The sequence below is a fragment of the Gymnodinialimonas sp. 57CJ19 genome (assembly GCF_038396845.1).
Classification (GTDB): Bacteria; Pseudomonadota; Alphaproteobacteria; order Rhodobacterales; family Rhodobacteraceae; genus Gymnodinialimonas.
The window spans coordinates 2,229,480-2,255,047 of sequence record NZ_CP151587.1; the positions used below are offsets into that span (position 1 = coordinate 2,229,480).

Here is a 25,568-nt window from a genome sequence, read left to right on the forward strand (position 1 = left end):
GGAGGCTTGAAATGGCAGAACTACCCAGCACGGCGCGTGTTGTGATTATTGGCGGCGGGGTCATTGGAACCTCGGCTCTTTACCATCTGGCGATGGGGGGGTGGAGCGATTGCGTTTTGCTGGAAAAGAATGAGTTGACCGCAGGTAGTACCTGGCACGCGGCAGGGAATTGCCCAAACTTCTCAACCTCTTGGGCGGTGCTGAACATGCAGCGCTACTCGTTGGAGATGTACCGGGAACTGGCCGAGAAGGTCGATTATCCGATGAACTACCATGTCACCGGCTCACTGCGGCTGGGGCACTCCAAGGAGCGCGCACAGGAGTTCCAGCGCGTTTTGGGGATGGCGGAATATCAGGGCATCGACATGAAGATGTTGAGCAATGATGAAGCGAAGGAGATGTATCCGTTCCTGGAAACCCATGACCTGAGCGGGATCCTTTATGATCCCTATGACGGCGACATCGATCCGGCGCAGTTGACCCAGGCGATGGCCAAGGGGGCGCGGGATCTGGGCGCGCAGATCCATCGGTTTACACCTGCGACGGGTGTGCGCCGAGAGAATGGCGAGTGGATCGTGGAGACGGAGAAGGGCGAGATCCGTTGCGAATACGTGGTGAACGCGGCAGGCTATTATGCGCAGCGCGTGGGGGAATGGTTCAAGCCCTATGGCGGGCGCGAGGTGCCGATGGTGGTGATGAGCCACCAGTATTTCCTGACCGAGGAAATCCCGGCGGTGAAGGAGTGGACGGAAGCCAACGGAAAGAAACTGCCGCTGATCCGCGATGTGGATAGCAGCTATTACCTGCGGCAGGACAAGAACGGGCTGAACCTTGGGCCCTATGAGCGGAACTGCAAGGCGCATTGGGTGACGCCCGAGGATCCGATGCCGGAGGACTTCAGCTTCCAGCTGTATCCCGACGATCTGGACCGGCTGGAGTGGTACATCGAAGACGCGATGGAGCGGGTGCCGCTGCTGGGCGAGGGCGGCGTGGGGCGCAACATCAACGGGCCCATTCCCTATGCGCCCGACGGCTTGCCGATGATCGGTCCGATGCCCGGCGTGGAGAACGCGTTCGAGGCGCATTCCTTCACCTTCGGGATCGTGCAGGGCGGCGGTGCGGGTAAGGTCCTTTCCGAATGGATCATGCACGGCGAGACGGAGTGGGACATGTGGGCGGTCGATCCGCGTCGTTACACCGACTTTGCCGATCACGACTATTGCCTGGAGAAGGCGCTGGAGACCTACGGCCACGAATACGGGATGCATTTCCCATGGAAGGCCTGGCCTGCGGGGCGGGACAAGAAGCTGTCTCCGGTGGACGGACGCGTGCGCGAGTTGGGCGGCCAGATGGACGCTTATGGCGGCTGGGAGCGGGCCAATTGGTTCGCCAAGCCGGGCGATGACACCTCGCTGGAGGCCACCGAAACATGGGGCCGTAACGGCCCGTGGGAGCCGCGCGTGCGCGAGGAATGCGAGGCGGTGCGCGACGGGGTTGGCGTGCTGGACCTGTGCGGTTTCTCGCGCTTCAACCTGTCGGGCGAGGGGGCTGCGGAATGGCTGCGCGGGCGCATCGCGGGCGCTTTGCCCAAGGTGGGGCGGATGAACCTGGCCTACTTCGCCGATACGCGGGGGCGGATATTGACGGAGATGTCGGTGCTGCGGCACGCGGAGGATTTCTTCACGCTGATCACGGCGGCCTCCGCCCAATGGCACGACTTCGAGGTGCTGTGGCGCAGCGGATTGCCCGAGGGTGTCAGTCTGACGGATCACACGACGGAATATTCCACGCTGATCGTCACCGGCCCCAAGGCGCGAGAGCTGTTCGAGAAGATCGGCACCGAGGCCGACCTTTCGCTGGGCTGGCTTTCGCATCAGCCGGCCAAGGTGGCGGGCGTGAATTGTGCACTGGCGCGGGTCTCTTTCGCGGGGGAGTTGGGTTGGGAAATCCACGCCGCCAATGCCGATATCCCGGCGCTCTACGAGGCGGTTCTGGATGCGGGGGCCAAGCCGTTTGGCATGTGGGCGCTCAATGCCTTGCGGATCGAGAAGGGATATCGCGCGTGGAAGGGCGATCTTTCCACCGATTACACGCTGCTGGAAGGCGGGATGGAGCGGTTCATCAAGTTCGACAAGCCGCAGGACTTCCCCGGCAAGGCGGCGCTGCTGGCCGAGAAGCAGGCGGGCGTGAAGAAACGTTTCGTGATCTTGAAAGTCGACGCGGGCGAGGCCGACGCGCCCTATATGTCCACCATCACCCATGACGGCGAAGTGGTGGGCGAGACCACCAGCGGGGCATGGGGATACAGGGTTGGCCACTCGGTCGCGCTGGCCATGGTGCGGGCTGATCTGGCCACGCCGGGGACGGAGTTGGACGTCAACATCTACGGCAATATCTGCAAGGCGACGGTGACCGGAGATCGCCCAATTTGGGACGCGGAGAACGCGCGTATCCGCGCATGAGGGCTGGTATCGGCATAGCCGCGTCGCTAACGCTCTGCGCAGTTTTCTGACGGGAAGGTTTGGCCATGGATATCACGATTTTGGACGGCGGCATGGGGCAGGAATTGATCGCCAGATCAAAGGCCCCACCAACGCCGCTTTGGTCGACGGATGTGATGCGGGCGCAGCCGGAATTGGTGCGCGACGTCCATGGGGATTTTTTTGCGGCAGGGGCGCAGATCGCGACGGCCAACACCTATGCCATCCACCGGGATCGGCTGGTGAGTGCCGGGGCGGAAGATGAGTTTGAGGCGCTCCACTCTTTGGCTCTGCGCCAGGCGCGAGACGCTCGCGATGCCCATGGCAGCGGCTTGGTTGCGGGGGCGATCGGGCCGTTAGGCGCGTCCTATCGCCCTGATTTGCAACCAGAACACAGCAAGGCCGTCGCACTATTCGCCGAGATTGCGGCCTTGCAAGCGCCCCTGTGTGACCTGTTGATCTGTGAATCCGTGGCCTCGGTCGCTCATGCTCGTTCCGTATTGGAAGGTGCGCAAGGGCACGGTGTGCCGGTGTGGCTGGCCTTCACGGTGGACGACAAGGATGGCAGCCGCCTGCGTTCGGGCGAGCCCTTGGCCGATGCGGTTGCGGTCAGCAATGGCGCGGCGGCGTTGCTGGCAAACTGCTCGGTTCCTGAAGCGATGCCTGCCGCGTTGAAAGTGTTGGCGACCGCGGGCGTCCCCTTTGGCGCCTACGCCAACGGGTTCACCGAGATCAGCGCCGGCTTCCTGGAGGATTCCCCCACGGTCGAGGCTTTGACCTCGCGCCAGGATATGGGGCCGGACACCTACGCCGATCACGTTATGGAATGGATCGCGCTAGGGGCCACAATCGTTGGCGGCTGTTGCGAGGTTGGCCCCGCCCACATCGCGGAAATCACCCGCCGCGTCGGTGCCTTGCCGTGACCGGCCTCAAGCGCCCCCTGCGGCCACCCGATTGGTCCGACACCCACTCTGCCCCGCTGCGGGCAGAGATACCAACGGCCCGCGCGGCCTATGAGATCGCGCTTGGCCAGATGCCGCCTTGGGTTCACGGGGCGATGAAACTGCGCAACTGGATCGTCGGCAAATTCGGCCTGACGACGCCCTCCATGGGGCAGGGCATGATGCAGTTGCCCATCGTGTCCGAGACATCCAAGGCCTACGAGCTTGGCCTGATTGACCGGCACCTGACCTTTACCCTTCAAACTATCCGCAATGGCGACACCGCCCACCTGACCACGCGGATTTGGTTCAACCACTGGACCGGGCGGTTGTACCTCGCCGTTGTCCTGATCCCCCATAAAATCATTGTAAAACTGTCCCTCAGGAGGCTCGCATGAAGCTGTCTGACCGCCATGCATTGTTCGCTGACCTGCACAAAACGGGCTGTTTCGTCATGCCCAACCCTTGGGACCGCGGCTCTGCCCGGATGATGGCGGCGTCCGGCGCGGTGGCCTTGGCGACAACATCGGCGGGCCATGCGTTCACGTTGGGGCGGGCGGATATGGGGGGCGTCACGCGGGATGAGGCTTTGGCCCACGCCCAAGACATCATCAGCACCACAAACCTGCCCGTGTCTGGCGATTTTGAGAACGGCTTTGGCGATGACCCCGACACCGTGGCCGAGACGATCCGCTTAGCCGCAGAAGTCGGGCTTTCGGGCTGCGGGATCGAGGATATGGGCTTTGAGGACGGTCTGAACGCCTATGACTTTGACCTTACCGTGGAACGTATCCGGGCCGCCGTGGCCGCCGTACGCGCGTTGGGGCGGCCCTTCGTGCTGACCGCGCGGGCCGACGGGGTGATGAACGGGCTTTATGATCTGGGCGAGGGCATCCGCCGTTTGCAAGCCCTCGAGGCGGCGGGCGCCGATTGCCTCTATTTGCCCGTTCCGCCGGGAAGGGCGGAATTGGCGCAAGTTCTGGGGGCGGTTACGGCGCCGGTGAACGCGCTGTCGGTGGGGCCGTTGCAGGACCTGTCCTTGGCAGAACTGACGGCGATGGGGGTTCGGCGCATCTCGCTCGGCAGTCAAATCGCAAGGGTGACCCATGCCGCGATCCGCGACGCGATGGGCGGCGTGATGGCCGGAGATTTCACGGTCCTGAAGGGGAGCGCCTCAGGGGACGAGATTGACGCAATGCTACAGGAGGGCTGCGCAGATGACCGAGATTTTGGACCGCAAGGGCCGTAGAGGCGGCGGCCGCGCCGCCCGTGTGGCCGCAAGGGCAGCGGCCCTGCCAGATGCATTGCGCCCGATCCGCGCGGGGATGGAAGGCGGCACCCTGAAGGTGTTGTCTGACGCACAGGTCACCCAGATCCACGAGGCCGCTTTGCAAGCGCTGGAAACCATTGGCCTTGCCGACGCGCCACAATCGGGGATTGATCTGATGGTCTCGGTCGGCGCGGTTTTGGGCGAAGATGGCCGCCTCCGCTTCCCGCGCCAAGTGGTGGAAGACGCCCTTGGCAAAGCCGCGCGGGGGATCACCTTGATGGGGCGCGATGCAGCCCATGACCTGCATCTATCCGGCACCAAGGTCCACTACGGCACCGCAGGCGCGGCGGTTCATATCGTGGAACCCGCCAGCAACACTTACCGTGAATGCACGGCGCAGGACCTCTATCACGCCGCGCAAATCACGCAATCCCTTGATAACGTGAACTTCTTTCAACGACCCATGGTGTGCCGTGACGTGGTGGACAATCTGGAGATGGACCTGAATTCCATCTACGCCAGCGTCTCTGGCACCACCAAACATATCGGCATGTCCTTCAGCGATCCGTCCCACGTGGCGCCCTGCATGGCCCTGATACATGAGCTTGCGGGCGGAGAGGACGCTTGGCGCGAGCGGCCCTTCATCTCCAACTCCAACTGCTTCGTGGTGCCGCCGATGAAGTTCGCCACCGAAAGCTGCGAGACGATGGAACATTGCATCCGCGCGGGGATGCCGGTGCTGCTTCTTAGCGCGGCCATGGCGGGGGCCACGGCGCCGTCCACCATCGCGGGCGCGGTGACCCAGGCCACGGCGGAATGTCTGGCCGGATTGGTCTACGTAAACGCTCTGACACCGGGGTTTCCGGCGATTTTCGGGACGTGGCCGTTTGGCTTGGACCTGCGCACCGGCGCCATGTGCCTGGGCTCGGGCGAGCAGGCGTTGCTTTCATCGGCCTGCGCCCAGATGCATCAGTTCTACGGCCTGCCCGGCGGCGCGGCGGGGGGCGCGTCGGACAGCAAGATGCCCGATATGCAAGCAGGATGGGAGCAGATGTGCTCGAACGTGATGGCGGGCTTGTCGGGGCTGAACATGGTCTACGAGGCGGCGGGGATGCATGCCTCGCTTCTGGGGTTCTGTCTGGAAAGCCTGATCCTGTCCGATGACCTGATCGGCCAAGCCATGCGCTGCGTGCGTGGGATCGAAGTGAACGAAGACACGCTGGCGCTCGATCAGATGGCCGAGGTCTGCTTGGGCGGCACCGGGCATTACCTTGGCACCGATAAAACGCTGGCCCTGATGCAAAGCGATTTCGTCTATCCGACCCTTGGCAACCGCATGAGCCCCAAAGAATGGGAGGAGAACCAGAAGCCCGACCTGATGGCCTCGGCCATTGCCCGGAAAGAAAAGATATTGGCCGAAGCGCGGCCTCATATCTCGCCCGAGGTCGACCAAGCGGTGCGGGCGAAATACGCAATGTATTTCAGCAGTTGAAGTATAACGAAGCCGGGCAGGGAATTGTGCCTTGTCCGGTGCCCTATGACGCTTGACGTAAGCCTGCGGGATGGATCAACTCACCCCCATGAGAATTGACGGATTACAGTACTGCAACTGGTCTCGCCGCATCTTTGAGGAGATGCGCGAAGGCGGACTGGATGCGGTCCATGTCACCATCGCCTACCACGAGGTGTTTCGCGAAACCGTCCTACAAATGGAGCGCTGGAACCGCTATTTTGAGGATCACAGCGACCTGATTGTGCCCGCCCATACGGCGGCAGATGTGGGGGCGGCCAAGGCATCGGGGCGCACGGCGATCATTTTCGGCGCGCAGAACCCCAGCCCGATCGAGGATGACATTGGGCTCGTGCAAATCCTGCATACCCTTGGGCTGCGTTTCATGCAGCTGACCTACAATAACCAATCCCTTCTGGCGACCGGCTGCTATGAGGCCGAAGACCCCGGCCTGACCCGCATGGGCCGCGAAGTGGTGGCCGAGATGAACCGCGTCGGGCTGGTGGTGGACATGAGCCACTCCGCCGACCGGTCAACCGTTGAGGCCGCGGAGCATTCCACCCGCCCCATCGCCATCACTCACGCCAACCCCCATGGCTGGCACCCGGCGCGGCGCAACAAGAAGCCGCCGGTGATCGAGGCCGTGGTGGCGGGCGGCGGGATGATGGGGTTCTCGCTCTATCCGCATCACCTGAAGGGCGGCAGCGATTGCACGTTGGACAGCTTCTGCGGGGCGATGATGGATATGGCCGAGCAATACGGCGTGCAGCATTTCGGCATTGGCAGCGACCTGTGCCAGGACCAGCCCGATAGTGTGGTGGAATGGATGCGCGTGGGGCGTTGGACCAAGCAGATCGACTATGGCGAAGGCTCCAAAGACAACGCAGGTTTCCCGCCGCAGCCCGATTGGTTCCGGTCCAACGCGGACTTCCCGAACCTTGAAGACGGCCTGAGGGCGGTGGGTTTCGACGCGGCCTCGGTCGCGGCGCTGATCGGGGGGAATTGGCTGGAATTCTTTGATAAGAACTTCGGCCCGCGATGACCGTGCGGCCTTGCAAGCCGATCCCCCTGCGTGACCCGCAAGAGGTGATGCGGCTGGCGCGCATGGGCTCGCTGCATCAATCACGATTGTCGTTCATGCGGGTGCTTTTGCGGCGGATGAAAGCCGAGGGCTGGCAGTTCTTCCGCCCCGAATGGGACGTGGACAAAACGGGCGAGGGCCATGCCGTATACACCGCCCGCACCCGTGACCGCGCCTATTCACTGGTGGCCTTCGCCCACGATCTGCCCGCCGATCAACGCAGTGACCGGGTGATCGCCACCGCTTGGGATGCCACATTTGCGCTGTTCGATGGCGTGCCAACGGCCAGCGAAATCAGCCAGTTACGCGCCAATGTGCCCCTGCAAGAGGCGGGCCGCGTGACGGAAAAAGTGCTGACCCTTAGCCGCGCCAACCGGTCCGTTCGGTTGTGGAACCACGTGGTAGACGCCTTGGCGCAGGGCCAGCAACCTGACCCCACGTTGATTGACGACGTGGGCTACCTGATGCGCACCACCGCCGTCTATGGCTCGGCCAAATTCGGGGCCGCGGACCGCGCCGTGATCGCGGACCGCGTCGAGTTGAATGCCCCATTTCAGGCCGAAATGCTGACCGTCTACCTGATCCGCACCTTCGTGATGGACTTGGTGGAGCATATGGCGCGGGCGCGGAACGAGGCGGCGGCAAAGCTGGACCCGGACCTGAAGCGATGCTTCGGGATCGGCAATTCCACCGGCCTTGGGATGGCCCCGTTTCTGGTCAACCACCCCCAGTTGATCCACCATTGGTTTGCCGCCCGCGAATGGGCGCTGGCCGAGGTGCGCGGGCTGTCGCACGCCTCCGACCACGAGGTAGCGATGGTGCGAGACTTCGCCGAACGCGCCGCGCTAAACGCGGACCGGTGGCACTCGGCGCATCCAATCCAGCAGGCCAAGCTGGCGGAACTTCGCGCGGACATGGCGGCGCTGACGGCTCAACTCGCCACCTTCGACGGCGCCCAACCCCGGCCCTGGGACGCGCTTTGGCACTGGGCAAAGGCGCATTTGGGCGTGGAGGGGCAGGAGCAATTGGCCTCTCTCCTGTTGGAACCTTACGGGCCGCTGATCGACCACGCCGCCAACACCATGGCCGCCGACGAGACGCCCGCGCCCCTTGACGGGCAGATGGATGTTGCCACCGTTGCTGCGTTGATTGAACGGATCCACCCCGGTGCGCTCCAATCCGATTGGACCGCCCCCGAGGCCCGCGCCCGGATCTGGTACACCTCGGAAGAGAAGTTGGAACCGCGCTTGGGGGAGCGGGCGGAAGAGGACCTTGAGCCCTACGCAAATGCCCTGTGCCCGGCCCATGACGCGGCCCGGCTTTACGCCGATCTATCGGGCCAGACGGGGCCCATCGCGCCGTTTCTGCTGCACCATCCCGAGCATCGCCACACCGTGCGCCGCCTGCAACTGGCCGCTACCCATCCCTACGCAGAGATCCGCGATAACATGACCCACGCGGATATGGCGCCGATTGACCTGCTGCGCGCGAAGCTCAGCTTCTTTGGGGCCACGCGGTTTGATCCCCGCTCGGACCGTTGGCTGCGCATCACCATGTTTCAAAACGCGCCATTCGCGCATGAATTGCCCCACACCGACCCCGATGATTGGAGCTATCCACCCCTTGGAAGCGCTGCGCCATGATCCGGGATTTATCCCTGGGGGAGCTGCAATCACTTTGCATCAAGGCAACCCGCGGCGCAGGCCGCGCGGTTGGCACGGCAGAGGACGCGGGCCACGCGGTCAGGTGGCTGTGTGCGCGCGGCTTGGCGGGGGCAGAGGCGTTGGTGGCCTTGTTACGCGCCACGGATGGCATGGCCAACGCGGCGCTTGTGGGCGCTTTGCCGGGGGCGATGCAGGTGGATCAGGGCGCGTTGTGCCCGCTGGCGTTGGGCGGCTACCTGTCCGACATCGACCTTGTGCCGGAAGGGCGGATCGGTCCCGTTTACGCGCCCCTGCTGCTGCGCCCGTTCCTGGACCATCTGCCGCCCTATGGTATTGATATAATGTCGGAAAGTGCCTCCCATACGCCTCAAGTAATCCAAATGATCCACCGTGAAACCGCCTGTCCTGCGGTCCATTCTCGCGCCCAGATATCCGATGAAACCCTTGCCGTATTGCAGGGCCTTGCCGCCCGCACCTATGCCCCCGAAACCGCCCTGCGTCGCGCAGAAGGGGCAGGGGCGGGGCTGTCGGACAACGATTAGAACGCACCCACGTGTGAGGGGGAAGGGTGCCGCACTAAGGGTTTCCACCACTCGCCAATCTGCGCAAACTCCTTCAACTTCCGGCGGAGTGTGTTACCAATTTGAACACCACATTCCGAGGACGCCGATGGTCAAGAAACCCATCCTGACAGACGATGATTTCGGCGATCCGCCGGACCACGCCAGCCCCTTGCCGCCTGCAAGGCCTGTGGCCACGGGCGGGGCGACGCGCCAAGTGGACGGCCCGCAGGAAACGCCCCGCACGACTGAGGCAGCTTCTGGCGGGCGCGATGCTTCCGGCCATGCGCGGCCAAAGACCCGGATTTTGGGGATCTCCGCAGCGCGTGATGATGCGAGCCAAGCACAGGACAATGCGGGCGAACATCCCCCCGTGGGCTGGCTCGTGGTCGTTTCCGGGCCGGGCAAGGGCGCGGCCTGCGCGCTGACGATGGGGATGAACGCCATTGGGCGCGGTGACAACACCCATGTGCAACTGGATTACGGCGATAACAGCATCAGCCGCGAGGCTCACGCCTATGTCACCTATGATGACGAGGCGCGGCGCTTTTTCGTCACTCATGCGGGGAAAACCAACCTCGTGCGGCTTAACGATACGCCGGTTTTGGCGACCCATGACCTAACCCACGGCGACACAATCCGCATTGGCGCCACCACGTTACGGTTCGTGGCGCTTTGCGGCGCTGACTTCGATTGGACCGATACATGAGCGCGATTGGTTACGATGTTGCCACCGCCCTTTGGCAGGGCGCACGCCCGTATCAAGAGGATACGCTGCTGGCGGATTTCCACGGCGGTGTGGACCGGGGCTTTGCGATTCTTGCCGATGGCATGGGCGGCCATGCGGCCGGAGATTTGGCATCTCGCTTGGTGGTGATCGACGCGGCGAGCCATTTGAAATTCCTGATCCACGATGGAGAGGGGTTGGAGAAGTCGCTTCATTCAGAGCTCAGCTCTGCCATCACCACAGCCAACGATGTCCTGCGCGACCGCGCCGCCGATGATCGGCGGTTGCAGGGGATGGGCACGACGTTTCTGGCGACGGTGATCTTTGAAGACCGGCTATATTGGGCGTCGGTCGGGGATAGTCCGCTGTACCTCTGGCGCGAGGGGGCGCTGCGGCAGCTGAACGAAGACCACTCCATGGCGCCGGTCATCGACCAGATGGCAAAAAGCGGAGAGATCACCCGCGAAGAGGCCGCCAACCACCCCGATCGCAACGCGCTGACCTCGGTGCTGATGGGGCGGAGCCTGAAGGCGATGGACGTGCCAGAAACGGCGACGGTCCTGGACCCCGGCGATGTGTTGATCCAAGCCTCGGACGGATTGCAGTACCTTGATAACGCAGAGATTTCTCAGATCGTGGGGGAGGGGGGCAGCAGCGCGCATATCGCGGCGGCGCTGATCGGGGCTCTGAAGGATCGGGCCGATCCGATGCAAGACAATACGGCGCTTTTGGTCCTGCAATTGACCTCGGCGGATGCGGAACCCGTGGCGATTGCAACGGGGGGCGCTGCGGCGTCCAGTGATCGGTCTGAACGGGCCGTGGGGACGCCGGCCGGTGGGCCTTCACCCCGCGCGCAAACGCCAACAGACGTGGCACGCCCCGCCGGTGGGCGGCGCTGGGTACTGCCTGCGGGCGTGCTTGGCGGCGCCGCTGCGGCGGCCTTGGGAATGGTGATGTTTGGCTTGCCCAATGGCGGCGAGCCGGATCTGGCTATCGCCCCAACGTTCGAGCCCGCCATCGAGGTCGCCGCCGTCGCGCCCGAGATTGCAGCCCCCCCGGTTCCGGCGCCCGCACCTCCCCCAACGCCCGCGCCTCCCCCTGCGCCCGCCGGGAGCGGGGCCGCCGGGGCCCGCATCGCAGCGGTGCCTTCGGGAGAGGCTGCCGCGGACGTATCCGGGGCCTTGGGTGCCATCGCCGCGCCCACCGCCCTGGGCCGCGGGGCGACCCCGTTGGCCCTGCCCACCGCCGAGATTTCTGAGGCGATTTCGCCGCCCTCTGTCCCCGATAAATTCGCCACCGGTGTGGCCACGGCCGATGCCGCCACTCTTCCTTTCGGCGCGGTCCCCTCGGTGGTGCCCTTGCGCGAAGGGATCAACGCACCGTCCCCTGGCACGGCGCCCCTTCCGGGCCTGCAATCGCAGCGCGGGGTGCATGGAGTCGCGCCGCAGGAACGGGGGCGCTGACATGGACGATACCGTTGAAATCTCGATCGTCATGGCTGCCTCGGATACGGTTCTCATAGATCAGCAGACCCTGCGCCTGCCCGTGGAACTGGGCCGCTTCGGGGCACATAATACCGGGCGGATCAGCGCCGGGCATGGGCAAACCCTTCATTTTGGCGAGGGTTTTGGCACCCTTTCCCGGGCACACATGACCATCGACAAGGGACCGGACGGGGTGCTGGTGGTGACGGATATTTCCTCAAACGGGGTGGCACAGATAGGGCAGGCGGGTTCGGCCCCGGTGGCGCTTGGTCGGGGCGGTACGGTGCGCATGGCGCCCGGCGCGATGCGCACGTTTGAGACGGTGGGGCTGAAGGTCACGATTTGTGCGCCCAACGTCGCGCAGGTGGCCACGATCGGGCAGCCGCTGCATCTGGTGTACGACAGCGCGTCCAGCGGGCGGTTGAGGGCGCTGGACCTTGACGACGTCTCGATTTCCTTGGTGGCCAATGGCGCGGAAGTGTTGATGCGCCGCCGCCCCGGTGCAGCCCGCGCGGCGTTGGGTGCGACCCGTGCCGAGGGCACCACTTGCCTCGTCATGGTCGGCCCCGATGGCGCGGGCGGGATCGAGGCAATTTGCGGCGTGACGGGCGAGGTCACCCACAATCGCCGCGCCCTGGATGCGGACGAATCCGTGCCGATGGACCATCTTGATACGGTCGAAATCCGCGGACAAATGTTGCGGATCATGTCGGCGGAAGACGGCAAGGGGCTAAGCTGCACAAACAGCGCTTGCCGTCAGTTGAACCCCTACCTTCCGGGCGAAAACTGCCGCTATTGCGGGCAACGTCTGGGGGATGGAACCTCTTATTGGGTTCACTCCTAAGGTGTTGAGATGATTGTGTTCCCTGTCCGCTTCCGGGTCCGTCAGATTGGCATTGATGGCAATGCCATCGGCCCCTCGCGCATCTTGTTGTGCGAAGAGGCGGGCAGCTTCCTGGTCGGCAAAAACGACGACGCAGATGTCCCTCTGGCGGGGGAGGCCGTGTCGCGGCGGCACATGTCCCTGGTGCTTAGCCCGCAAGAGGTCCGGGTGCGCGACGAAGGCTCCACCAACGGCACCTATGTGAATGGGACGCGGGCCGATGATGTGGCCTTGTCGGTCGGCGATCAGGTGTCGATCCCCGGCTGGTTGCTAGAGCTTTTGGGCCCGTCTGCTGACGCCGCGCGGGCCACTCACATCGGAACGGAGGCCGTCGACGCGAGCCTCGTGAGCCGCTTGGTCATCTCCGATGAGGCCACGTCGCCTCGGTCGCGCCGCCGCTTTCCCGATGCGGAATTTGGCACGAGCGAGGCGGTTGATGTCACGGCCCTACGCGCCTCTGGCAATCCAGTGGAAGAGGCGCGTTTTTGTGCCGTCGGCGGCGGTCTGGGCAGCTTCGTCTGGGTCGACCACCTGCGCTGCTACGGGGTCGCGGCGGCCGATATCAAAGTGATCGGAACCGAATCTAATTGTTACCAGACCTACAAAAGATATTGTAAAAACAGCCAGATACCGGATCACGAGCGGCTGCGTTCAAACTCGCTTAGTCGTCCCGACAACATCTGGGGCTTTCCCGGCTATGCGTTGCGCGAAGTGGGCCAAGGCACCGGGTATCTGGGCGTGTTGCAGGTGTTGGCAGAGCCCACTTTGGCGCAATCCTATACCCCGCGTGCGGGTGATGTTTTTGACAGCCTTGATCGGGAAGCGACCCGTATCGGTTGGCCGGAAATGTTGGTTAAGGCGCAGGTGTTGGGCCTGCGAAAGACCACTGACGGGCGCTATGCTGTGGCCTATAAGCTTTGGGGCGGGGAGGCCCTTGGTCAGGCGCGCAATCGCTATATGGTGGCCGATGTCATCCATCTTGCCACGGGCTACCCCGCGACCCGTTTTGTCGATGATTTTCAAACCTTTATCACAAGTCATCCTGAGTCTCGGGCACAAGTTGCCAACGCCTATGAGCCCCACGATCAAATCTATGCCGAGGCCGAAAAACGCGGCGGTCCGGTGCAAGTTGTGGTGCGCGGGCGGGGGATTGTGGCGTCGCGTATTCTGCAAAGGCTGCACGAGGCGCGGGCGAAAAACCCCGACCTGCGGATCATTCACTCCATGCGCAGCCCCATCGGCGCGGGTGACGGAGCCAGTTTCCGAAATGCCCGCAGGTTGGCGCGAAATAACGTGCAAATTCAGCCCTTTAACTGGCCTAAGTCGTGTTGGGGGGGCGACCTACGGGTGCTCTATGAAGCGGCAGACGCGCCGACTCGTGGCGTGCTGTTGAACCAGCTAGGAGGCACCACCACGGCGGAGCGCTCCGATTGGTTAACGCTGGTGGAACGGGGCACCGAAGAAGGCTGGTACAGGCCCGTATTCGGCACGATCCGCGCCCTGCATCCCCTGCCGCCGCAGGGGGCGCAACCTTCTGGCGTGCGGGTTGAGATTGCCACAGTGGAAGGTAATACCGAGCAGATCAACGCCGACTATCTTATTGATTGCACCGGGCTAATTGCCGATATCCGCCGGTCGCCCCTGTTGGCGGATTTGCTGGATGTCTACGACCTGCCGCGCAACCATGCCTACCACTTGCGTGGTGACACGCCCGAGCAGGGGCATGCCACGGGTCTTGCGTGCTCTTCCAACTTCGAGATTGAGGGACTGCGCAATGGCACGGGCCGCGTATATGCGGCCGGTACGATCACCACGGGCGGGCCGTATCTGGCCGTCGATAGCTTTTTGGGTCTGCAATATTCTGCGCTGCGATCAGTCGATCATCTGGTGGCAGAGCGGCAGCACAAGGTGCGAAATCTTGGCCCGTTCCGATCCTTCGCGGGGTGGAGCAAATGGATGATCGGACGCCGCCCATGACCCGTCCCAAGCCAGAGGTGTCGCAATGATTCCCACCCTCGCGGGTCGCCTTCAGACGCGGATTTTTCTTTTCCTTTTCATCGGGATACCCGTGACCCTCTTGTTCGGGATGGCGCAAGTGGGCTGGACGTGGAACTGGCCCGCGATCCAGATCTACATGTGGTTTTTGTGTGCGGTGACGGGCTGCGGGCTGCTGCTCGACCCGGTTTACATTTTCGCCCAATCCCTGCGATGGGAACGGGATTGGCCTTTCGCGTTTCAAGCCTTCTTTTCGTGGGTAGAGTTCGCGATCGTCTACTTCGTCGCCCGCGCCGGGCTTTTCCCTTTCTTGCCCGAGGCGGCGTTTCAATCCCTCAGCACCCCGGCGTGGCACTACACCTTGGTCTTCGTGCCGTCCTTCCTGGCGTTGCTCGGGCCGATGCAGGTGCTCTTTATTCGCTGGCGCTTCAAGGGCGGGCAGTTGGGTAAGCTGTGACCCGACCATCTGCCATGATGCCTGTTGTGAAGGCATGGATTCCGATCCATCTGGCCGTGCTTCTGGCGGCCTATGGGTGGTTGTATTGGGACAGTGCCTTGGCGCTCAGCACGGTGTTGGGCCTTTGGTTTTTCTTCCCCGTCGGCGTGGTTGGCGCGCTCATCGCCAATGCAACGGGGACGGGGGGCGGCGTGGTCTTTGTGCCGGTCTTCAGTGCATTGCAGGATGGCGGCATCGCTTTGCCGCCTGCCTTGTTGCAAATCGCGACGTTGAAACCCGAGGAAACCGTTGCGGTTTCCTTTGCGATACAGTGTTTTGGCATGTCCGTGGGGGCGCTGGTGTGGGGCCACGGGATCTTCGTGAAGGATGCGTTGGCTTGGGATGAGAAGGTCTCGGCGCAAACCTTAATGGCGTTAACCTTCACACCCCTCGCAACGGGGGTTCCGGCGCTATTGTTAACACAATTTTATGTGGAGGTGGACGGCGCGGCGTTACTGGGATGGTTCAAGGTCTTCTCTCTCCTGCTCGGGATCACTTTGCTGATCTTCGCCTGGATGCAGCGCCGGAACGCCGCCAAGGACCGCAAGATCTGGGTATCCCCGACCGAGTTGTGGGTGCTGTTGGCCTTGGGTGCGATTGGCGGTTTCGCAACGGCTCTGTTTTCCGTCGGAATCGGAGAGTTTCTTGCCATCTATCTGATATTGCGTCGCTTTCCAACGAAGGTCGCCATCGCCGTGGCCGTGTGGGTCAGCGTTGTCTGTGTGCTCTGCGGCGTGTGGGAGGGGTATTTCACAGGTCTCGTGCGGTCCGAAATCGTCCTGATCGCCGTGCCCGGCGCGATTGTTGGCGGAGCTTTGGCCAAGGGCATGGCACAGGTGTTGGGAACGCTGTGGCTGAAAACATTGGCGTCGCTTTGGATCATCGGATCGAGCCTCAATCTTCTCCTTGGTTAGTTAACCGTCTTCGCCCCCGGTAAGGGTGATCCGCGCGTCGCAGGTCACGCCTTCTGGCGTCGCCAGCCATACGTCCAACGCCCGTGTGGCGTTGCCTGAATCGGGTAAGGCAAGGGGGGTGCCTTGCGTGCCGAAATGCCAGCTTTCGCCGAAGCGAGCGACGACGACGGGGTTACAAATGCCCTCCGCCGTGACGCGCAACGTGTAGTCGCGTGCGGTGCCCAGTATGTTGATCGCCACATCGGGGGCCTGGCTGACGGAGAGGTCCAGTTGCACCCGTTCCAACGCCGCCGCGAGCGAGGAATCTTGCGCCCCTGCACAGGGCAAAAGCGCCACGTCTCCGCCTGCTTCGACGTCAAAAACACGCTGTCGCGCCAGTGAGTTGGGCAGGATCGGAATGCCATCCATAGCCCGGTCGATCACCGCGCAATCGCGCAAATCCGGGGCGGTTTCCTCTACCCCCATGCGCCAAATTTCGGCCTCGCCCCCATCGGCGCGGCCGGTGGCGAGATAGCTGTTGTCGAAGCTGAAATACCCCTGCGTGGCGGTGCCGAAATCCCTGATCTCAAGACCTGTGGCCACGTCCATCAACCGCGCCGTACGTCCCTGGGATGCGCCGATGAAAATCATCGTGCCATCGGCCGAGATAGACAGCGCGGCGCCCCGCGCCGCGTCCTCGATCGGGCCGCTGCCGCGCAGGCCGCCTGTCAGAAGGTCGATCACCTCCCAGGTCTCCTCATTGGCGCGGAGAAAGTTGAGCCGATCGCCCGACAAACGATAGGTGGTATAGGCGGCCCGTGCCGCGACGGTGGCGACGACTTCCTGTTCGATCAGGCTGTTGTAGATCAACACTTCGCCGCTGCCGTGGAGCACCAGATACCCTTGATCGCCGCCAATGGGGGACAGCGCGGCGACCGCGCCGATGCGGTTTGTCGCGGTCTGAAGAAGGCGCCCATCGGGCGCGAAGACGCGGACGCCGGAAGGGGTTAGAATATTGATTTCGTTACTTGTTTCAGAGAAGGCGATGCGAACCGGCGTGCCTTCGGGGACGGAGGTGATAATCCGCTCCACCGGCGTGGCGTTGGGATCACTCAGGGAGCCGAGCGAAGTATTGACGACGTTAACCTGTCCGCCCCCGGCAGCGCGGGTGAAGACGAAGAACTGCTCGTCGGTGCTGATCGCGCGGTTGGCGGTGGTGACGGTGACCGGTTCGAACCGCAGGATTTCCCGACGGGTTCGCACATCAAACAGGCGGTTCGGCGTGCCGTCCGGCGTGGTCGCAATCAGGTAAGACCCCCCAGCCGAAAATCCCAATCGCACCACAGTGTCGGGGATGCCGCGGGCAAGGTGGGCCTCATATTCGCCGCTTTGCCGATCATAAAGCGCGATGCCGCCGGTGCTATCCACGGCGGCGATGCGGCGGTTGTCCCAAGAGAAGCGCGGCAGCAACGCGAAGGTGCCATTCGGCGCGCGCAGAGTGGCTTGCAGCACCCAATCGCCCCGTGCCTCAACCGAGGCTTGCAGGGCCGCCGCCAAAGCGTTTTCTGCGATCTCTAGCGCCTCGCGAAGCTCAGCCTCTGTGCCTTCCAACGCGGCAATCTGGCCTCGTAAGGCGTTGTTTTCAATTTCTAGCACGCCGATACGGTCGCGCAATTCGGCGATCTCCGCCAGATTGGGCAAGGGCGCATTTTCCAAGGTGGCGATTTGCGCGATCAGGCGTTCACGCGCCGCTTCCGAGGTTTCAAGCGATGCTTCCAGCGCCCGCAATTCCGTTTGCGCGGCGTCCAATTCAGTGCCTCGGGCCTCGGCCTGTTGTAGCTGTGCATCCAGCGTGGCGGCGCGGATTGTGGCGGCGTTCAGGGCCGTCTGCGCGGCGGCCAGATCTTCCTCGGCGCGGGTCAAGAGCGCCTGGGTGGTGCGGGCCTCCACCAAACGGCTTGTGGCTTCCGCAAGGCTGGCTTCCAAGGTCGTGACGCGGGCGCGGGCGGCGATGCCGTCGCTTTCCAACCCGGCGATTTCGGCGGCGAGGGCGCGGCCTGCGGCCTCGGCGTTAACCAAACGGGCCTGAGTTTCTGCCGTCAAAGCCTCGGCGGCAACAGCCCGTTCTGCGGCGGCCGACGCGGCCGATTGCGCCGCTTCCAGATCCGCTGACAACGCGGCCAGGGCCGCTAATTCCCCTTCCAGTTCAGTGATTTGCGCGGTCGCTGCGTCGCGGGCCGCTTGGGCCGCGTCCAGTTCGGCCAACGTGGCGCTCATGTCGCCGCTTGCGGCTTCCAACCGGGACAACTCGGCCTCGGCTTCGGTCAAGGTGGCCTCCAGGCTTTGCAATCGGGCCTCGGCCTCCGTGCGGGCGGCGTTTGCGCCCGAAAGCTCGGATTCCAGCTGCCGCATCTGCGCCTGCATTTCCGGCATTTCCGAAGACAGCCAAGGCGGTTGCAGCGCCCAGATCGCGGCCCCAGCCAGACCCGCCAAAAGCGCCCCGATGGCGACACCGGCCAAAAGCCGCGACGGGGCGGCGGCGGGCGGGGCAGAGGAGGGGGCCGTTGCGGAATCGGTTAACGCCGTTAACCATGCGCGAGCATCGGCAGGGCGCTCATCGGGGACCATGCGCAGGGCGCGGTCGATCAGATGCAGAAGGCGCGGATCAAATTCGGGATGGGCGTCGGCAATCGGGGCGTAGGGATCAGCATGTCCCGTCGCCATGGCGCTGGCACGTTCATCGGCGGCAATCGGCGCGGCCCCGGTGATGACGTGGTGCAGGGTGGCAGCCAATGCGTAAAGGTCCGAATGGGGGCCTTGCTTGGCGCCCGAGACATAGAATTCGTGGGGAGAGTAGCCGTCCGTCACAACGCGGAACGTCCCGGCCATGCGCGACCGGGCCTGCGTTTCGGCCCGCGCTGCGCCAAAGTCGATCAGCATCGGCATCCCGAACCGGTCAATGCGGATATTTTGCGGTTTGATGTCCCGGTGCAGCACCCCTTGGGCGTGCACATACTCCAACGCGCCCAGAAGGTCGCGCGCCAGTGCCAGAACGCGAGATGGCGGTAGGGCGTCGCCCTCAATCTCTTCATGCAGGTCGCGCCCGTGGATGAAATCCATCGCCATATAAGCGGTGCCGTTTTCTTCAAACAGGGATTGGACATGGACCACATTTGGGTGGCGCAGCCCCGCTAACATGCGGGCTTCCCTCAGGAATTGTCCTCGGGCGGTCTCAAAATGCTCGGACGTGCCGGCAGACGTTGCGCTAACGGTGTGGCTGGCGGCGGCGCGTTGGGCCAGCCCAAGGGGGAAGCATTCCTTTACCGCCACATCGCGGCCCAAGGTATCGCGGGCCAGATAGGTGATCCCGAACCCGCCCGAGGCGATCAGGCGCACAATTTCATACTGACCCTCCAGCAGTTTCCATCCGGCCGGAAGCTCTCCGGCGGGCAGAAGTTTGGTGACGGCATCGGGGCCGCGCGGGGTGGAGGGCGCGTTTGGCATCAGGCCATTGTCGCGCGGCGGACGGGGCGGTGTAAACGGCTGTTTCGCCCCAAACACCTACAGGGCTTGCAATCTTGGCTGCCCTGCAACAAGTGGGGGGAATGTCGTTAAGTCTTTCGCAAAAAGCGCTTGGCGCGTGGGATGTTGTGACCCGCCGCTATGACCAGAAAATTGATAGCGCCCTTGGGCGGTGGCAGGGCCAGTTTTTCGCCAACATGGTGGACCACGGCATTTTGCGAAAACGCTGGACCAACGAAGGCCAGATTGCCGAGGGCTTGTATCGTTCCAATCATCCCCACGTCGGGACATTGGCCCAGTGGAAAGCACGCGGGATTGTAGAGGTCATCAGTCTGCGCCCCGCCAACAACGCGGTACAATTGTTCGAGGCAGAAGCCTGTGACGCCCTGGGCCTGACCCTGCGAAACGTGCCATTGACGGCCCGCCAAGCGCCAAGCGCCGACGCGTTGCTGCGCCTGTTGGATACCTTCGATACGATCCAGCTGCCCGCCTTGATCCACTGCAAGTCAGGGGCGGATCGCACCGGCCTTGCGGCGGCCATGTGGGCGATCCATGTGGAGGGTAAACCCGTGGCCGAGGCCAAGCGTGCCCTGGGGTTCAAGCACTTGCATATCCGCGCTTCCAAGACCGGAGTTCTGGACCGCGTGCTGGAGGCTTACGAGGCGCGTGTTGCCAAGGCTCCGATCAGCCTGCGCGACTGGATCGCGACTGAATACGATCCCGCAAGCCTTTGAAGCGGCTTAGTTAAGCCAAGTTTCCAGCTCTAGATCAGCGGTGCAGGTGGACCCATCGGCGGTGCCGATCCAGATATCGACACGCCCGTCGATGGCCGCAGCCCCCGTCAGGTTCAGCATCGGCAAAATGCCCCCGTTGCTGTCGTTGTCGAACTGCCAGACCCGGTCATTCCCGGCCACCAGCAACGTCGTGTCACAAACCGACACCACCTGCATTTCTACCCGGCGGAATTGGGCCATCTCAGACAGGAACAGCGTATAATTCGGGGTCTCATGCACCAAACCCGCGGCGTTGAACGGCAGGTCGGCACAGGCGTTCAGGTCAATCGTGCCGCCGGCCTGCGTGTGCAGGGTTTGAGGGCTGTAGATGTCGGTGCCGGTGAAGCGCAATTCCTCGCCCGATACGCCGGGGACGGGGCAGGTGGTGGCTGGGTCCGTGGCAGGGCCGGGGTTGGGGCCGGGGTTGGGAACAGTCGCGTTGGCGGCCATCAGGTCAATCGTGGCCTCGGCCTCTCGTAATGCCAGGGTCAGGCGATCGGCCTCTGCCTCGGCGGTGGCGAGGTCTTCGGCCATGCGCTGCAAATCGGCCTGAGCGCGCGTGGCGGCACGGTCGGCGGCCTCTTGCGCGGCAAGGGCAGCGGTCAGGGCGCTGGGGTCCGTAGCTTGTGTCCCGAGGGTTTCAATCTGCGCCTCCAGGTCCATGATCTGGGCCTCGAGCGTGCGACGCGCATCAATCGCCGCGCCTTGATCCGCAATCGCTTGGTTCAACTGGCTGCGGAGCACGCGGGTTTGGTCGCCTTCCCCTTCGCCCGCCGCGCGAAGCTCTGCGCGTAGGTCGCTGACCGTGCGCGACAGTTCCTCGGCGCGATTGGTGGCAAGGTCGCGGGCGTCGGTAGCGGCGGCCACATTGGCTTGCAGGGCATCGGCGGTGTCCGACATCTCGGCCAATTCGCTTTCCAACTCGGTCATGGCGCTTTGGGCTGCGACCAGTTGCGCGCGCAATTCCGCGTCGGTGGCGGGCGGCTCGCTCAGCGCATAGACACCGACACCCACCAGAACGAGGGCCGAGGCACCGGCAATTGCGGCCCCTTTCCAAGCGTTGCCTTGGGCGGTGGGCGCATCGGGGGCGGGCGGTGTGGCCACGGGCGCAATGATCCGCGTGGTGGCATCGGGGATCGCGGCGAGCCATGCCTGCGCATCGGCGGGACGGTCACGCAACGGGCGCGACAGGGCGCGATCCAGCAGGGACAACAGACGCGGATCATGGGCCGGGAAACGCCCGGCGAGGGGCATATAGGGGTCTTCTTCCCCGTTCGAGACTTTCTGCGCCCGCACATCCGCCGCCGCCGGGGCCACGCCTGCGATGCAATGATATAAGCTCGCCGCCAGCGAATAGAGGTCCGAGGCCGGGCCCTGATCGGTGCCGGGCACGTAGAACTCATTGGGTGAATAGCCGTCGGACACCACTCGGAACGTTCCAGCGGCCCGGCTTTGCGCCTTGGTTTCCTGCCGCGCCGCGCCGAAATCAATGATGACGGGCGTGTCGAGGGGATCAATGCGGATGTTGGCGGGTTTGATATCGCGGTGCAGCAGCCGTTCCTTGCCGCGTTCGGGCGCATCGCGGTGCAGGTAGTCCAACGCGGCCAGCAGGGCGCGGGTCAGCTCCATGATATAGGCGGGGGTCAGCAGCTCGGGCTCATGGGTGATGACATGCTGCAAATCGCGCCCCTCCACGTAATCCATCGCCATGTAGGCGGTGCCGTTTTCCTCAAACAGGGTCTGGACGTGGACGATATTGGGGTGGCGCAGGGTGGCGAGGGTGCGGGCTTCGCGCAGGAATAGGGTGCGCGCGGTCTCGAACGGCTCGGCGGTGGAGGCGCTGGCGGCGGATACCGTGAAATCGCCCGCGCGCAGGGCAAGGCCCGCGGGGAAGCACTCCTTGATGGCAACTTTACGGTCGAGGTTGTCGCGTGCCTCATAGGTAATGCCGAAACCGCCCGCTGCGATACGGCCCGTGATCCGATACATGCCCTGGCTCAGCTCTGCGCCGACGGGAAGCTCTCCGGCGGGGGCGTCGGGCAAGATCCGGGTTTTGGCGGGATCGTCGGACATGAAAAAGCTGGCCTTCGGGCGGGTTACGGGTGGGGCAGGGCCCACGCGGACCCCCGTGCGGATTGTGGCGAATCCCCGCTCAATTTGTAAACGTCAGGTTAACCTTACGCAAATGTGCGCGTGCCTCCCGGCGCGATACGTCTTCCCCTTGCGTATCGGCCCCTCCGCCCATAGAAGGAGCGCGATTTTCAAGACGATTATGCCCGCGCGTACACAAGCGCGCGCGAGAGCTGCAAAGAGGATGCCCCATGCAAATAACCGAGACCCTGGCCGAGGGCCTGAAGCGCGAATACACGATCACCGTTCCGGCGTCGGATCTGGAAACCCGCGTGAACACCAAGCTGGAAGAAGCGCGCCCCGAGGTCGAAATGAAGGGCTTCCGCAAGGGTAAAGTCCCGATGGCGCTGCTGAAAAAGCAGTTTGGCCCCCGGATCATGGGCGAAGCGATGCAGGAATCCGTGGATGAGGCCATGCAGGGCCACCTCGACGAATCCGGCGATCGCCCCGCGATGCAGCCCGAAGTTAAAATGACCAACGAAGACTGGAAAGAAGGCGACGATATCGTTGTTTCCATGTCCTACGAAAAACTGCCCGAAATCCCTGACGTGGATTACAAGGCGATCAAGCTGGAAAAGCTGGTCGTGACCCCGTCCGAGGAAGAAGTGGCCGAAGCGCTGGCCAATCTGGCCGAGAACGCTGAAAGCTTTGCCACCAAGAAGGGCAAAGCAGCCGACGGCGATCAGGTTGTGTTCGACTTTGTCGGCACCGTGGACGGCGAAGCCTTTGAAGGCGGCGCGGCGGAAGATTTCCCCCTGAAGCTCGGTTCCGGCCAGTTCATCCCCGGCTTTGAAGAGCAGCTGGTTGGCGTGAAAGCCGGCGAGACCAAAGACGTGGAAGTGACCTTCCCCGAGGAATATCAGGCCGAGCATCTGGCCGGTAAAGCCGCCGTCTTCGCGTGCACCATCAAAGAGGTGAAGAAGCCTGTCGCCGCTGAAGTGGATGACGAGCTGGCGAAGAAATTCGGCGCCGAAGATCTGGACGCCCTGAAGGGTCAGATCACCGAGCGTCTGGCCTCTGAGTACACCGGCGCTGCCCGCGCAGTGATGAAGCGTTCGCTTCTGGACCAGTTGGACGAGGTTGTGTCCTTCGAGCTGCCCCCCTCGTTGGTGGATGCCGAAGCGGGCCAGATCGCCCATCAGCTGTGGCACGAAGAAAACCCCGAGGTGGAAGGCCACGACCACCCCGAGATCGAGACCACCGACGAGCACAAGTCCCTTGCCGCGCGTCGCGTGAAGCTGGGTCTGTTGCTGGCCGAGCTGGGTCAGAAAAACGACGTCACCGTTTCCGACGCCGAGATGACCCAAGCGATCATGAACCAGGCCCGCCAGTACCCCGGTCAAGAGCGTGCGTTCTTCGAGTTCATTCAACAGAATCAGGCCGCGCAACAGCAGGTCCGTGCGCCTCTGTTCGAAGACAAGGTTGTCGATTTCATCGGTGAGATGGCCGAAGTGACCGAGAAAGAGGTCTCCAAGGATGACCTCAAGGCCGCTGTAGACGCGCTCGACGAAGAATAATCGCCGCCCTCAGGGGCTGGTTGCAAGATTCAGGCGTCCCTCAGGGGGCGCCTTTTTTGTTGCGCGTTTCCCTATATTTCATTGGGGGTTGCCCCCATTGTTATTGGATAACGCGGCCCCGCTTTTGAGTATCAGGCCGACCTGTAGCCATAGTCATCCCACAGCCGATCCCCGGCATTTTTTACGACACTATTTTCAACACCGCTTTCTTTCTTCGTCCCTTCTTTCCGCCCCCAATTTTAACTCAAAGGCTTAATCCAATGTTTAAATTCCCCATCGCCGTGGCGATTGGCCTGACGGTGGCTTCCGCCGCTGCCCATGCCGACGTGATCGTCATTCAAGGCACGCCCACGTTTGAACCCGCAATCATCAACCACGGCCCCCATGCCCCGCTTCTGGAAGATGCCCTTGACCGGGCCGACATCCTGTCCATGCCCGCGTTCCACCGCCTGACCCAGATGTGTGAGACCCTTGGGATGGACTGTGGCGCAGAGCACGCGACCGCAGAAGGCGGCATCATGCCTGAATGGACCCCGCGCCACATCGCGGATGCTGAAAAGCGTCTGGCTCAGATGGTCGAGGACCGCGAAGATTATGTCGCTGCCCTGGAGGAGCATTTTGAGGCGCTGCCCGCACCGCGTCCTGTCTCGCCCTTTCCCCATCGGCTGTTCGGCTGGAACACGGCCCCCCTCGGCGCCCCTCATGTCATCGCGCCGCGGCCGCATCAGTTCGGGCATGTGTTCCCGACGCTGCCTCGGGCAACGGTTCCGCAGTTGACATTGCCCCGGCCCGTTGTGCCCGGTGCCCATGACCTCTCGGGCTTCTATCACCGCCTGAATACGCCGGGCGCTGTGGTGCCCCGGTCCGTGATGCCCCGACACATGCTGCCGCGACATGGCTTTCCTTGGCGGTCGTTCTAACCCCTCCATCGTTTTGCCCCGGTGATTTTGCCGGGGCAGGGCGCTCCTTTCCTTCCAACCCATTCGAGTAGAAAAATTATGAAACGCACATTTCCCCTTCTTGCCGTTATGGCCGCCACCCTTGCCGCCCCGGTTGCGGCGCAAGACATCAACAGCATCCTGAACCCCGGTAATTTTGCCGCGCGTCTGAACATGGGCAACGCCCCTGCGATGGCTAACATGCCTCGCGATATGTCCGCCTTGTTTGACGGGCGCGCCATGGGGGCCGCGGTGAACCCGGCGCTGGCCAACCAGATCGCGGCCTTGGCGCCAGAGACACGTAGCCTTGCGCCCCGGACCTCCATGGCGCCGGTACCGCGCCGCTCCATCGCGCGGATCGTGACGCCGGACGCCGCACCCGAGGTTGCAGCCCTGCGCGTTGCCCCGGTTGCAGAACCAGAGGCGGACACGGGCCTTGTTGCCATGATGGCGGACGCCGCCAATGCCGCGCCTGCGGGCAGCAACACCTTTGTCGTGAACGGCACCAATACGGCGGTGATTCAGTCCAGCCCCAGCGCAGAGGCCCCCCGCCTGAGCTTGTGGCAGCGTCTGTTCGGCAGCTAACCCCCCTGACCGATCGGCCACCGCCCCTTGCAGAACAGGGGGCGGTTTTGGCTTTTTGATCCATTGGATAAAAAAGGCTTTGGTCATTCCGTCTGCCCGGCTAACGTATTGCTTGTATA

General features: G+C 63.4%; 20 protein-coding genes. 18 read left to right on the forward strand and 2 right to left on the reverse strand.

Annotated features, from left to right (window positions below; translation table 11 throughout):
• Positions 1-11: 11 nt before the first annotated feature.
• The 14 genes from AADW23_RS10885 (at position 12) to AADW23_RS10950 (ending at position 16,005) form a co-directional block, all read left to right on the forward strand.
• Positions 12-2,462 (forward strand): FAD-dependent oxidoreductase, encoded by a 2,451-nt coding sequence (locus AADW23_RS10885; RefSeq protein ID WP_341860961.1) that lies wholly within the window; start codon positions 12-14, stop codon positions 2,460-2,462.
• 65 nt (positions 2,463-2,527) lie between these two features.
• Complete coding sequence (locus AADW23_RS10890) at positions 2,528-3,403, forward strand: homocysteine S-methyltransferase family protein (RefSeq protein WP_341860962.1); 876 nt, start codon at positions 2,528-2,530, stop codon at positions 3,401-3,403.
• On the forward strand, positions 3,400-3,819 hold the full coding sequence (locus AADW23_RS10895) for a DUF2867 domain-containing protein (RefSeq protein WP_341860963.1): 420 nt from the start codon (positions 3,400-3,402) through the stop codon (positions 3,817-3,819). Before AADW23_RS10890 ends, AADW23_RS10895 begins: the two co-directional genes overlap by 4 nt.
• Entirely contained in the window at positions 3,816-4,670 is an 855-nt protein-coding gene (locus tag AADW23_RS10900) for an isocitrate lyase/phosphoenolpyruvate mutase family protein (protein ID WP_341860964.1), read from the forward strand. Before AADW23_RS10895 ends, AADW23_RS10900 begins: the two co-directional genes overlap by 4 nt.
• Positions 4,639-6,183 (forward strand): trimethylamine methyltransferase family protein, encoded by a 1,545-nt coding sequence (locus AADW23_RS10905; protein WP_341860965.1) that lies wholly within the window; start codon positions 4,639-4,641, stop codon positions 6,181-6,183. Before AADW23_RS10900 ends, AADW23_RS10905 begins: the two co-directional genes overlap by 32 nt.
• Positions 6,184-6,271: 88 nt before the next feature.
• Entirely contained in the window at positions 6,272-7,243 is a 972-nt protein-coding gene (locus AADW23_RS10910) for a membrane dipeptidase (protein WP_341860966.1), read from the forward strand.
• Positions 7,240-8,925, forward strand: coding sequence for a hypothetical protein (locus AADW23_RS10915; protein ID WP_341860967.1), 1,686 nt, complete (start codon positions 7,240-7,242; stop codon positions 8,923-8,925). The genes AADW23_RS10910 and AADW23_RS10915 overlap by 4 nt, the downstream gene beginning before the upstream one ends.
• Complete coding sequence (locus AADW23_RS10920) at positions 8,922-9,488, forward strand: DUF3726 domain-containing protein (RefSeq protein WP_341860968.1); 567 nt, start codon at positions 8,922-8,924, stop codon at positions 9,486-9,488. Before AADW23_RS10915 ends, AADW23_RS10920 begins: the two co-directional genes overlap by 4 nt.
• Before the next feature lie 127 nt (positions 9,489-9,615).
• The gene (locus AADW23_RS10925) at positions 9,616-10,215 is read left to right on the forward strand and encodes an FHA domain-containing protein (RefSeq protein ID WP_341860969.1); all 600 of its coding nucleotides are present in this window, start codon (positions 9,616-9,618) and stop codon (positions 10,213-10,215) included.
• Positions 10,212-11,696 carry a protein phosphatase 2C domain-containing protein gene (locus AADW23_RS10930; RefSeq protein ID WP_341860970.1) on the forward strand — a complete coding sequence of 495 codons (1,485 nt, stop codon included), beginning with the start codon at positions 10,212-10,214 and terminating at the stop codon, positions 11,694-11,696. Before AADW23_RS10925 ends, AADW23_RS10930 begins: the two co-directional genes overlap by 4 nt.
• Before the next feature lies 1 nt (position 11,697).
• Positions 11,698-12,561 carry a hypothetical protein gene (locus tag AADW23_RS10935; RefSeq protein WP_341860971.1) on the forward strand — a complete coding sequence of 288 codons (864 nt, stop codon included), beginning with the start codon at positions 11,698-11,700 and terminating at the stop codon, positions 12,559-12,561.
• Positions 12,562-12,570: 9 nt separating this feature from the next.
• On the forward strand, positions 12,571-14,577 hold the full coding sequence (locus tag AADW23_RS10940) for an FHA domain-containing protein (protein ID WP_341860972.1): 2,007 nt from the start codon (positions 12,571-12,573) through the stop codon (positions 14,575-14,577).
• A gap of 25 nt (positions 14,578-14,602) precedes the next feature.
• Positions 14,603-15,052, forward strand: coding sequence for a hypothetical protein (locus AADW23_RS10945; protein WP_341860973.1), 450 nt, complete (start codon positions 14,603-14,605; stop codon positions 15,050-15,052).
• Entirely contained in the window at positions 15,049-16,005 is a 957-nt protein-coding gene (locus AADW23_RS10950; protein WP_341860974.1) for a sulfite exporter TauE/SafE family protein, read from the forward strand. The genes AADW23_RS10945 and AADW23_RS10950 overlap by 4 nt, the downstream gene beginning before the upstream one ends.
• Here AADW23_RS10950 and AADW23_RS10955 read toward each other — a convergent pair whose 3' ends face one another.
• Positions 16,006-19,488 (reverse strand): protein kinase, encoded by a 3,483-nt coding sequence (locus tag AADW23_RS10955; RefSeq protein WP_341860975.1) that lies wholly within the window; start codon positions 19,486-19,488, stop codon positions 16,006-16,008. It lies immediately after the preceding gene.
• Between the two features lie 101 nt (positions 19,489-19,589).
• On the opposite strand from AADW23_RS10955, the gene AADW23_RS10960 reads away from it, so the two are divergent.
• Positions 19,590-20,240, forward strand: coding sequence for a tyrosine-protein phosphatase (locus tag AADW23_RS10960; RefSeq protein ID WP_341860976.1), 651 nt, complete (start codon positions 19,590-19,592; stop codon positions 20,238-20,240).
• A gap of 6 nt (positions 20,241-20,246) precedes the next feature.
• Here AADW23_RS10960 and AADW23_RS10965 read toward each other — a convergent pair whose 3' ends face one another.
• Positions 20,247-22,352, reverse strand: coding sequence for a protein kinase (locus tag AADW23_RS10965; protein ID WP_341860977.1), 2,106 nt, complete (start codon positions 22,350-22,352; stop codon positions 20,247-20,249).
• Between the two features lie 248 nt (positions 22,353-22,600).
• On the opposite strand from AADW23_RS10965, the gene tig reads away from it, so the two are divergent.
• The 3 genes from tig (at position 22,601) to AADW23_RS10980 (ending at position 25,449) form a co-directional block, all read left to right on the forward strand.
• Positions 22,601-23,926: a trigger factor gene (gene tig / locus AADW23_RS10970; RefSeq protein WP_341860978.1), complete on the forward strand. Its 1,326-nt coding sequence runs from the start codon at positions 22,601-22,603 to the stop codon at positions 23,924-23,926.
• Between the two features lie 260 nt (positions 23,927-24,186).
• Positions 24,187-24,846: a hypothetical protein gene (locus tag AADW23_RS10975; protein WP_341860979.1), complete on the forward strand. Its 660-nt coding sequence runs from the start codon at positions 24,187-24,189 to the stop codon at positions 24,844-24,846.
• Between the two features lie 78 nt (positions 24,847-24,924).
• On the forward strand, positions 24,925-25,449 hold the full coding sequence (locus tag AADW23_RS10980) for a hypothetical protein (RefSeq protein WP_341860980.1): 525 nt from the start codon (positions 24,925-24,927) through the stop codon (positions 25,447-25,449).
• Positions 25,450-25,568 lie beyond the last annotated feature (119 nt).